Source organism: Bradyrhizobium sp. TM233 (genome assembly GCF_036247965.1).
Lineage (GTDB): Bacteria > Pseudomonadota > Alphaproteobacteria > Rhizobiales > Xanthobacteraceae > Bradyrhizobium > Bradyrhizobium ottawaense.
This window is the reverse complement of the sequence record NZ_BTIG01000003.1, coordinates 493,089-504,369: the sequence shown is the minus strand read 5'-3', so window position 1 is coordinate 504,369 and position 11,281 is coordinate 493,089. Positions and strand designations below refer to the sequence as shown.

The window sequence follows — 11,281 nt, the reverse complement described above, 5'->3', positions numbered from 1 at the left end:
ATGCAGCATCCGGTTTCCGCGCCGCTTCGCATGACCGCGGCTAACTATGCCGATCGCATCGGCTTTGCGCAGCTGACGCGCCAGGCCTTCGAGGGTGTCGACCTGCATCCGTTGCGCGACCAGCTGGTGGCGCGGATCGCGGCGGGGACCGCACTGGCGGGCGAAGGGCTGGATCTGTCGTTGATCACCCAGCTTCTCGGCGACAAGGATCAAGGGCTAGCGATCCAGTCGGAGGTGCTGGCCTTCCACCAATTGTTTCGCACGCCGAGCGCTGCCCTGAAGCCGGGCCTGCGCGTGCTCGCGCTGGCAGCCGACATCGACATGGGCGGCAACACGCCGATCGATTTTCTGCTCGAAGGCTCCGACATCGAGCTGTTGACGCTCTATGTGGTCAAGGGCGTCGGTCTGCCGGAGAATTTGCCCGAGCACGACGTTGCCATCGTGGTCGCCTCCGATTCCGAGGAATGCCGTGAGGCGCTCGCTTCGATCGAGAAGGCCGCGCCGCATTGGCCGCGGCCGCTGCTCAATCGTCCCGATCGTATCGGCAATCTCGATCGCGACAAGCTGTATCGGCTGCTGGCCGGCGTGCCGGGTCTCGACATTCCCGCGACCATCCACGCGACGCGCGCGCAATTGTCCGATCTTTCGCGAGGGCGGATCGCCTGCGAGGACATCGCGGGTGAATTGCGCTTTCCGATGATCGCGCGGCCGCGCGGCTCGCATGCCGGCGTCGGGCTCGCGAAGCTCGACGATGCCGCCGCGCTCGCTGCCTATCTTGCCGAACGTGATGAGCAGGATTTCTTCGTCGCGCGCTTCGTCGACTACGTGAGCCCCGACGGGCTCTACCGCAAATATCGTCTCGCGATGGTCGATGGCAAACCCTACGCCTGTCACATGGCAATCGCCGACCGCTGGGACATCTGGTATCTCAACGCCTACATGGCGTTCAGCGAGGAGAAGCGTGCAGAAGAGGCGATCTTCATGCACGACTTCGATCACGCCTTCGCGGCGCGCCACGGAAGCGCGCTCGACGAGATGAGCAAGCGCGTCGGCCTCGATTATTTCATCGTCGATTGCGCCGAGAACCAGAGCAGCGAGCTGCTGGTTTTCGAAGCCGACAACACCGCCGTCGTGCACAACATGGATTCGCCAGTCGTGTTTCCCTACAAGCCGCCACAGATGCGCAAGATCTTCGCGGCGTTCTCGGCGATGCTGTCGCGGCATGCAAGAGCAGGCGAGGGGAGCGCAACATGAACGAGATCATCCGCAACGCGCAAAGCTCTGTCGCGCGCACCTCGCTCGACCCGCAGGACTGGAGCGAATTTCGCGCGCTCGCCCATCGCATGCTCGACGATGCGATCGACGGCATCGCCAACGTTCGGGCGCGTCCGGTCTGGCAGCCGATCCCTGATGACGTCCGCTCGGCCTTCAAGGCCGACGTGCCGCGCGAGGCGAGCGACCTCGCCGAGGTCTATCGCGAATTTGCCGATCACGTCGCGCCATATGCGACCGGCAACGTCCATCCCGGCTTCATGGGCTGGGTGCATGGCGGCGGCACCGCGGTCGGCATGATCGCGGAGATGCTGGCAGCCGGACTCAACGCCAATCTCGGCGGACGCGACCACATGCCGATCGAGGTCGAGCGCCAGATCGTCGACTGGATGCGCCGCCTGTTCGCCTTCCCGGAATCTGCGAGCGGCATCTTCGTCACGGGCACGTCGATGGCCAATCTGATGGCGGTGCTGGTGGCGCGTAACGCTGCGCTCGGCACGCTGGCGCGGCAATACGGCATCGGCAATGACGGCGCGCTGCTCACGGCCTATACGTCGCAGGCCGCGCATGGCTGCGTCTCCAGGGCGATGGACATCGCCGGGCTCGGCACCGACGCGCTGCGCAAGATCGGCGTCGATGCCGATCATCGCATCGACGTAGCCGCGCTACGCGCGCAGATCACTGTCGATCGCGAGGTCGGCTTCAAGCCGTTCCTCGTCGTTGCCTCTGCCGGCACCGTCGACATCGGCGCGATCGACGACCTCAAGGCTATCGCGGAGCTGTGCCGCGAGGAGGGCATCTGGTTTCACGTCGATGGCGCTTTCGGCGCGCTCGCGATCTTCTCGCCCGAGCTCGCGCCGCTGCTCGGCGGCATCGAGCTCGCAGATTCCATTGCGCTCGACTTTCACAAATGGGGGCAGGTGCCCTACGACGCCGGCTTCCTGCTGGTGCGCGACGGCGAGCTGCATCGGCAGGCCTTCGTGCAGCCCGCGGCCTATCTGCGCCGCGAAGCGAGGGGGCTTGCGGCGGGCGCGGTCTGGCCCTGCGATCTCGGCCCCGATCTGTCGCGTGGCTTCCGTGCGCTGAAAACGTGGTTCACGCTGAAGACATTCGGTACCGATCGGCTGGGTGCGACGATCACGAGAAGCTGCGCGCTGGCAAAATATCTGGAGGCCCGCGTCCTGGCTGAACCGCGGCTGGAATTGCTGGCGCCGGTCAACCTCAACATCGTCTGCTTCCGTTATCGTGCCGATGATGCGGTCAATCGCGAAATCGTCGCCGACATCCAGGAGTCCGGCGTCGCAGCGCCCTCGAGCACGACGCTGGGCGGCAGGTTTGCGATCCGCGCCGCGATCGTCAATCACCGCACCGAGGAGGCGGATGTCGACGCGCTGGTCGCGGCCGTGCTGGAGTTCGGCGGCCGGCGGTGCGGCGACGGAATGATCGAGGTCGAGGCACCGCCGCTCGCAGCGCAATAGCACTGGTGCATGGCTGAAACGACAACGGCCCCGGAGACGATCCGGGGCCGTTGTCGTTTGCGGGACTGGGGCGCTCGCGTGGCGCGAACGCGCGCGGTCAGGCGGCGGAGCTCACGTCGTCCTTGTCCCCGTCCTTGGGGTGGGTGGCCTCGAACTGGCTCCGCAGCTTCTCTTCATAGGCGATCAGCTTGCGCGCATCCTTCAGCGCCCGGTAGAGGTCGCCGTTCAGGATGTTGTTGTTGATGCCCTCGATGATCGGCCAGGCGCTCGGCACCGCGGTGACGATATCGCGCACCAGGTTGAAATAGGTGCCGTGCTGGCTCTGCGGATCCGGCGAGATGTACATGAGCTGGACCGCCAGATAGACGAGCTTCGCCGGCGAATCCGCGGTCTCCGGCGTGAGGATGTCGCGCTCGCGCAGGATCGGCACGTTGTCGCCGTCGATCAGGAGGCGGGCGCGCTGGTCCGTGTTGGTAATCACGCAGTTACCGACGATGATGCGTTCGTGCGGTCTGAGCTCGACCTTAAGGGCCATTGCCTGTTCTCCATCAACGCTTTCGTAACCGAGCGTTCGTTGCGGCCTATTAAGACGTGATTCTCGCTCGCAATTAGTTAACGAGCTGTAAATTCCTGCTATTTGCGCGGGAAATCGCAATATTTTCAAGGTCCTACCCGTGCGGGCTGCGCGACGATCTGCGCGGCTTCCCCGGCCGAATCACGCGCGGCCCGGCAAAAGCGCGGGTTTCATTTCATGTTTCGTTAGAGGTCTCGGCGCCACGGTCCGCCGGTCGCTGGGTCAGCCTAGATCCAAGCAGACGAGTAACAGTAGCGTCGTTTACCAGAAAGGTAACAGAGTTATGTCAGGCATCGTCCTCTCCTCGTCGGTTCGTCAGAACCTCCTCTCCCTCCAGTCCACCGCTGATCTTCTCGCCACCACGCAGAACCGTCTGTCGACCGGCAAGAGCGTCAATTCGGCCCTGGACAATCCCACCAACTTCTTCACCGCACAGTCGCTCGACAACCGCGCCAGCGACATCAACAACCTGCTCGATGGCATCGCCAACGGCGTGCAGGTGCTGCAGGCCGCCAACACCGGCATCACCTCGCTGCAGAAGCTGATCGACTCCGCGAAGTCGATCGCCAACCAGGCGCTGCAGACCACGGTCGGCTACTCCACCAAGTCGAACGTCTCCGCCACCATCGCCGGTGCGACGGCGGCCGACCTGCGCGGCACGACGAGCTTCGCCAGCGCGACCGCAAGCAGCAACGTTGTGTTTAGCGGCGCGGCCGGCGGCACCACGGCGGCGAGCGGCACCACGACCCTCGGCGCCACCATCGGTTCCTTCACGGGCACTGCGGGCACGGCCGGCGACGGCACCACGGCCCTGACCGGCGCCATCACCCTGATCGCGACCAACGGCACCACCGCCACCGGCCTGGCCAGCAACGCCCAGCCCGCCGACGGCGACACGCTGACCGTGAACGGCAAGACCATCACCTTCCGCTCGGGCTCTGCTCCGGCCTCGACTGGCGTTGCGTCCGGCTCGGGCGTCAGCGGCAACCTCGTCACCGACGGCAGCGGCAACACCACTGTCTATCTCGGCACGGCGGGCACGCCGGCTGCGACCGTCAGCGATCTGTTGACCGCGGTCGATCTGGCCAGCGGCGTCAAGACGGCATCCATCACCGCGGGTGCTGCGACGCTCGCCACCAGCTTCAACCAGACCGCTTCGAGCGTTGGTGCGGGCGCCGTCACGCTGAAGAGCTCGACGGGCGCGGATCTGAGCGTCACCGGCAAGGCTGACCTGCTCAAGTCTCTCGGCCTGACCTCGTCTGTGGGCGGCGGCAACGCCACCGTGAGCGTCAACCGGACCACGAGCTCGGGCTCGCTCGGTGCGACGATCACGGACGGCTCGACGCTGAACGTCGACGGTCACGTCATCACCTTCAAGAACGCGCCGATCCCGGGTTCGACCGGTGCTCCGAGCGTTCCGAGCGGGTATGGTGCGAACGGCAACGTTCTCACTGACGGCGCCGGCAACTCGACGGTCTACCTGCAGGGCGGCACGATCAACGACGTGCTGAAGGCGATCGACCTTGCCACCGGCGTGCAGACCGCGACGGTCAATGCCAACGGCACCGCGACGCTTGCGACCGCCACCGGCCAGACCAACTCGTCGATCAACGCCTCCGGCCAGCTCAAGCTCTCCACCGGCGTCAATGCTGACCTGTCCGTCACCGGCACCGGCAACGCGCTGAACGCGCTCGGCCTCGCCGGCAACACCGGGACTGCGACCGCCTTCACCGCGGCCCGCACCTCGGGCGTCGGCGGCATCAGCGGCAAGACCTTGACCTTCTCGTCCTTCAACGGCGGTACGGCGGTCAACGTCACCTTCGGCGACGGCACCAACGGCACGGTCAAGACGCTCGATCAGCTCAACACGAAGCTTCAGGCCAACAACCTGACGGCGACGATCGACGCCAACGGCCTGCTGACGGTCTCGACCACCAACGACTATGCGTCCTCGACGATCGGTTCGAGCGCCGCGGGTGGTGCGATCGGCGGCACGCTGACCTCGTCGCTGACGTTCTCGACGGCTTCCACCCCCGTCCAGGATACGGTTGCGCAGACCTCGCGCGCCAATCTGGTGTCTCAGTACAACAACATCCTGAACCAGATCGACACCACCTCGCAGGACTCCTCGTTCAACGGCGTCAACCTGTTGAACGGCGACCAGCTCAAGCTGGTGTTTGACGAGACCGGCAAGTCGAACCTCAGCATCACCGGCGTGACCTACAACTCCAAGGGTCTGGGTCTTGCCGCGTTGACCAGCGGTGTCGACTTCATCGACAACTCCGCGACCAACAAGGTGCTGTCGAACCTGAACGCCGCCTCGAGCACGCTGCGCTCGGAAGCCTCGAGCCTCGGTTCGAACCTCTCGGTGGTGCAGGTTCGTCAGGACTTCAACAAGAGCCTGATCAACGTGCTGCAGACCGGTTCGTCCAACCTCACGCTGGCCGACACCAACACCGAGGCGGCCAACAGCCAGGCGCTGTCGACTCGTCAGTCGATCGCGGTCTCCGCGCTGTCGCTGGCCAACCAGTCGCAGCAGAGCGTGCTGCAGCTGCTCCGCTAACAAGCGGACGACATCGCAAGCAAGATCCGGCGGCGGGGCCTCGGCCCCGCCGCTTTCTTTTTGGGTCGGCATCAGAACGCCGCTTGGCAAGTCGGGACGATGCGTTCGAGTGCAGCGAATTGCTCACTCTGAGTTATGGTTGACAAGTGGCAAACGCGTCGCCGCTGCACCAAAAAGCATCATGTGATCATGATGATACGACGAAGCGCGGTCCGGCTCCGATCGCGCACATGGTGAATCCGCGGAAGGACTGGAGCGACACGCTTCATGCTTTGTTAGCCGTCTGCGTTCACCGTCCCGGCATCGATTAATCCTAATCGAAGTTTGTTTGTTGCGTTGCGTACCAGAAGGGTAACACTCAATGTCCGGTATCGTCCTCTCTTCGTCGGTTCGTCAGAACCTGCTCTCCCTCCAGTCCACTGCTGATCTTCTCGCCACCACACAGAGCCGTCTGTCGACCGGCAAGAGCGTCAACTCGGCCCTGGACAATCCCACCAACTTCTTCACCGCACAGTCGCTCGACAACCGCGCCAGCGACATCAACAATCTGCTCGATGGCATCGCCAACGGCGTGCAGGTGCTGCAGGCTGCCAACACCGGCATCACCTCGCTGCAGAAGCTGATCGACTCCGCGAAGTCGATCGCCAACCAGGCGCTGCAGACCACGGTCGGCTACTCTACCAAGTCCAATGTCTCCACCAGCATCTCGGGCGCAACGGCGGCCGACCTGCGTGGCACGACTTCGTTCGCCAGCGCGACGGCGAGCAGCAACGTGGTGTATAACGGCGCGGCCGGCGGCACCACGGCGGCGAGCGGCACCACGACCCTCGGCGCCACCATCGGTTCCTTCACGGGCACTGCGGGCACGGCCGGCGACGGCACCACGGCCCTGACCGGCGCCATCACCCTGATCGCGACCAACGGCACCACCGCCACCGGCCTGGCCAGCAACGCCCAGCCCGCCGACGGCGACACGCTGACCGTGAACGGCAAGACCATCACCTTCCGCTCCGGCTCTGCTCCGGCCTCGACTGGCGTTGCGTCCGGCTCGGGCGTCAGCGGCAACCTCGTCACCGACGGCAGCGGCAACACCACTGTCTACCTCGGCACGGCGGGCACGCCGGCTGCGACCGTCAGCGATCTGTTGACCGCGGTCGATCTGGCCAGCGGCGTCAAGACGGCATCCATCACCGCGGGTGCTGCGACGCTCGCCACCAGCTTCAACCAGACCGCTTCGAGCGTTGGTGCGGGCGCCGTCACGCTGAAGAGCTCGACGGGTGCGGATCTGAGCGTCACCGGCAAGGCTGACCTGCTCAAGTCTCTCGGCCTGACCACGTCTGTGGGCGGCGGCAACGCCACCGTGAGCGTCAACCGGACCACGAGCTCGGGCTCGCTCGGTGCGACGATCGCGGACGGTTCGACGCTGAACGTCGACGGTCACGTCATCACCTTCAAGAACGCGCCGATCCCGGGTTCGACCGGTGCTCCGAGCGTTCCGAGCGGGTATGGTGCGAACGGCAACGTTCTCACTGACGGCGCCGGCAACTCGACGGTCTATCTGCAGGGCGGCACGATCAACGACGTGCTGAAGGCGATCGACCTTGCCACCGGCGTGCAGACCGCGACGGTCAATGCCAACGGCACCGCGACGCTTGCGACCGCCACCGGCCAGTCGAACTCGTTGATCAATGCTTCGGGTCAGCTCAAGATCTCGACCGGTGTCAATGCCGATCTGTCGATCACCGGCACCGGCAACGCGTTAAATGCGCTTGGCTTCGCCGGCAACACCGGGACCTCGACCGCCTTCACCGCGGCGCGCACCTCGGGCGTCGGCGGCATCACCGGCAAAACCTTGACCTTCTCGTCCTTCAACGGCGGCACGGCGGTCAGCGCCACCTTCGGCGACGGCACCAACGGCACGGTCAAGACGCTCGATCAGCTCAACACGAAGCTTCAGGCCAACAACCTGACGGCGACGATCGACGCCAACGGCCTGCTGACGGTCTCGACCACCAACGACTACGCGTCCTCGACCATCGGTTCGAACGCCGCGGGTGGTGCGATCGGCGGCACGCTGACCACGGCGCTGACGTTCTCGACGGCTTCCAGCCCCGTCCAGGATACGGTTGCGCAGACCTCGCGTGCGAATCTCGTCAACCAGTACAACAACATCCTCCAGCAGATCGATTCGACTGCTCAGGACTCCTCGTTCAACGGTGTCAACCTCTTGAACGGCGACCAGCTCAAGCTGGTGTTCGACGAGACCGCCAAGTCGAGCCTGAGCATCACGGGCGTGACCTACAACTCCAAGGGTCTGGGCCTCGCTGCGTTGACCAGCGGTGTCGACTTCATCGACAACGCTGCCACCAACAAGGTGCTCACGAACCTGAACTCCGCCTCGAGCACGCTCCGTTCGGAAGCCTCGGCTCTGGGCTCGAACCTGACCATCGTGCAGGTTCGTCAGGACTTCAACAAGAACCTGATCAACGTGCTGCAGACCGGTTCGTCCAACCTCACGCTGGCCGACACCAACGTCGAGGCGGCCAACAGCCAGGCGCTGTCGACTCGTCAGTCGATCGCGGTCTCCGCGCTGTCGCTGGCCAACCAGTCGCAGCAGAGCGTGCTGCAGCTGCTCCGCTAACAAGCGGACGACATCGCAAGACGTTAGGGCGGCGGGGCCTCGGCCCCGCCGCTTTTCTGTTGATCGCCCGAGGTTTTGAGAGGGCAGATGACGCTCCGAAAAGTAACCAGCGGTTATGGTTAATGGAGCGTAAGCGCAAAGAATTGCCAATGATTTCAGGCTGATTGCCATCTCGCTCCGCGCGTCCCGCCCGCTCATGGTGAACCGGCGCTTACGCAGGCGATGCTCGTTTCACCCTTTGTTAGCCATGTCGCGGCACGCTGGCCCCGTCACTCGATCCGAAGCGATCGAACGAAGACGCGTAAGCCAGAAGGGTAAGAGTCATGTCAGGTATTGTTCTCTCTGCGTCGGTTCGTCAGAACCTCCTCTCTCTCCAGTCCACCGCCGACCTCCTCGCCACCACACAGAACCGTCTGTCGACCGGCAAGAGCGTCAATTCGGCTCTGGACAATCCCACCAACTTCTTCACCGCACAGTCGCTCGACAACCGCGCCAGCGACATCAATAATCTGCTCGACGGCATCGCCAATGGCGTGCAGGTGCTGCAGGCCGCCAACACCGGCCTGACCTCGCTGCAGAAGCTGATCGACAGCGCCAAGTCGATCGCCAATCAGGCGCTGCAGACCACGGTCGGCTACTCCACCAAGTCCAACGTCTCCACCACCATCGCCGGCGCGACGGCGGCCGACCTGCGCGGCACGACGAGCTTCGCCAGCGCGACCGCGAGCAGCAACGTGCTGTATAACGGCACGGCCGGCGGCACCACGGCGGCGAACGGCACCACGACGCTCGGCGCCACCATCGGCACCTTCACGGGCACTGCGGGAACGGCCGGCGACGGCACCACGGCTCTGACCGGCGCCATCACCCTGATCGCCACCAACGGCACCACCGCCACCGGCCTGCTCGGCAACGCCCAGCCCGCCGACGGCGACACGCTGACCGTGAACGGCAAGACCATCACCTTCCGCTCCGGCTCTGCTCCGGCGTCGACTGGCGTTCCGTCCGGCTCGGGCGTCAGCGGCAACCTCGTCACCGACGGCAACGGCAACACCACGGTCTATCTCGGCACGGCGGGCACGCCGGCTGCGACCGTCAGCGATCTGTTGACCGCGGTCGATCTGGCCAGCGGCGTCAAGACGGCATCCATCACCGCGGGTGCTGCGACGCTCGCCACCAGCTTCAACCAGACCGCTTCGAGCGTTGGTGCGGGCGCCGTCACGCTGAAGAGCTCGACGGGTGCGGATCTGAGCGTCACCGGCAAGGCCGACCTGCTCAAGTCTCTCGGCCTGACCACATCTTCGGGTGCAGGCAATGCCAGCTTGAACGTCAACCGGACTACGACCGCGGGCTCGCTGGGTGCGACCATCGCGGATGGTTCGACGCTGAACGTCGACGGCCACGTCATCATCTTCAAGAACGCGCCGACCCCGGGCACGACCGGAGCTCCGAGCGTTCCGAGCGGGTATGGTGCGAACGGCAACGTCGTCACGGACGGCAACGGCAACTCGACGGTCTATCTGCAGGGCGGTACGGTCAATGACGTGCTGAAGGCGATCGACCTTGCCACAGGCGTGCAGACCGCGACGATCAACGCCAGCGGCGTCGCGGCGCTTTCGACCGCCACCGGCCAGTCGAACTCGACGATCAACACGTCCGGCCAGCTCAAGATCTCGACCGGCATCAACGCCGACCTGTCGATCACCGGCACCGGCAACGCGCTGAACGTGTTCGGCCTCGCCGGCAACACCGGAAACGCAACGGCCTTCTCCGCCGCCCGCACCTCCGGTATCGGCGGCCTCAGCGGCAAGACCTTGACCTTCTCCTCCTTCAATGGTGGCACGGCGGTCAACGTCACCTTCGGCGACGGTACCAACGGCACGGTCAAGACGCTCGATCAGCTCAACACGAAGCTTCAGGCCAACAACCTCGCGGCGACGATCGACGCCAACGGCCTGCTGACGATCACGGCGTCCAATGACTACGCCTCATCCACGCTCGGCTCCACGGCCGCCGGCGGTGCGATCGGCGGCACGCTCACTTCAGCGCTGACGTTCTCGACGGCTTCCACCCCCGTGCAGGATGCGGTCGCACAGACGGCGCGTGCCAATCTGGTGTCTCAGTACAACAACATCCTGAACCAGATCGACACGACCTCGCAGGACTCCTCGTTCAACGGCGTCAACCTCCTGAACGGCGACCAGCTCAAGCTGGTGTTCGACGAGACCGGCAAGTCGAGCCTGAACATCACCGGCGTGACCTACAACTCCAAGGGTCTTGGCCTCGCCGCGCTGACCGTCGGTGTCGACTTCATCGACAACGCGGCGTCCAACCGGGTGCTGACCAATCTGAACGCGGCGTCGAGCACGCTGCGCTCGGAAGCCTCGAGCCTCGGCTCGAACCTCTCGGTCGTGCAGATCCGTCAGGACTTCAACAAGAACCTGATCAACGTGCTGCAGACCGGCTCGTCCAACTTGACCCTGGCCGACACCAACGTCGAGGCGGCCAACAGCCAGGCGCTGTCGACCCGCCAGTCGATCGCGGTCTCCGCGCTGTCGCTGGCCAACACCTCGCAGCAGAGCGTGCTGCAGCTGCTCCGCTAACAAGCAGCTGAAATCACTAAGTAAATTGGGCGGCGGGGCTATCTGTCCCGCCGCTCTTTTTTGCGTCCGGAGACGGGCAGGGGCGTTCATCGGCCATTAACCCTGTCCCTTAAACCGGCGTTAACCATACTTTAAAGGAGACCGCCTAAG

6 protein-coding genes are annotated in these 11,281 nt (G+C 64.7%); 5 read left to right on the top strand and 1 reads right to left on the bottom strand.

The genetic code is table 11. From position 1 onward, the window contains the following. Positions 1 to 1,254: a hypothetical protein gene (locus tag AABA86_RS09555; protein WP_338306542.1), complete on the top strand. Its 1,254-nt coding sequence runs from the start codon at positions 1 to 3 to the stop codon at positions 1,252 to 1,254. After that, on the top strand, positions 1,251 to 2,750 hold the full coding sequence (locus AABA86_RS09550; protein WP_338306541.1) for a pyridoxal phosphate-dependent decarboxylase family protein: 1,500 nt from the start codon (positions 1,251 to 1,253) through the stop codon (positions 2,748 to 2,750). The genes AABA86_RS09555 and AABA86_RS09550 overlap by 4 nt, the downstream gene beginning before the upstream one ends. A gap of 97 nt (positions 2,751 to 2,847) precedes the next feature. Here the strand turns inward: AABA86_RS09550 and flbT are convergent, their stop codons facing one another. Next, complete coding sequence (gene flbT / locus AABA86_RS09545) at positions 2,848 to 3,285, bottom strand: flagellar biosynthesis repressor FlbT (protein ID WP_212250488.1); 438 nt, start codon at positions 3,283 to 3,285, stop codon at positions 2,848 to 2,850. A 322-nt stretch (positions 3,286 to 3,607) separates the two neighbouring features. Between flbT and AABA86_RS09540 the strand changes: the two genes are divergently transcribed. From AABA86_RS09540 to AABA86_RS09530, 3 genes are all read left to right on the top strand, one after another. Then, complete coding sequence (locus tag AABA86_RS09540) at positions 3,608 to 5,887, top strand: DUF1522 domain-containing protein (RefSeq protein WP_212250487.1); 2,280 nt, start codon at positions 3,608 to 3,610, stop codon at positions 5,885 to 5,887. A 361-nt stretch (positions 5,888 to 6,248) separates the two neighbouring features. Next, positions 6,249 to 8,528 (top strand): DUF1522 domain-containing protein, encoded by a 2,280-nt coding sequence (locus tag AABA86_RS09535; RefSeq protein WP_095425750.1) that lies wholly within the window; start codon positions 6,249 to 6,251, stop codon positions 8,526 to 8,528. A gap of 323 nt (positions 8,529 to 8,851) precedes the next feature. Beyond that, positions 8,852 to 11,131, top strand: a complete 2,280-nt coding sequence (locus AABA86_RS09530; protein ID WP_038974412.1) for a DUF1522 domain-containing protein — start codon at positions 8,852 to 8,854, stop codon at positions 11,129 to 11,131. The last annotated feature ends 150 nt before the right edge of the window (positions 11,132 to 11,281 follow it).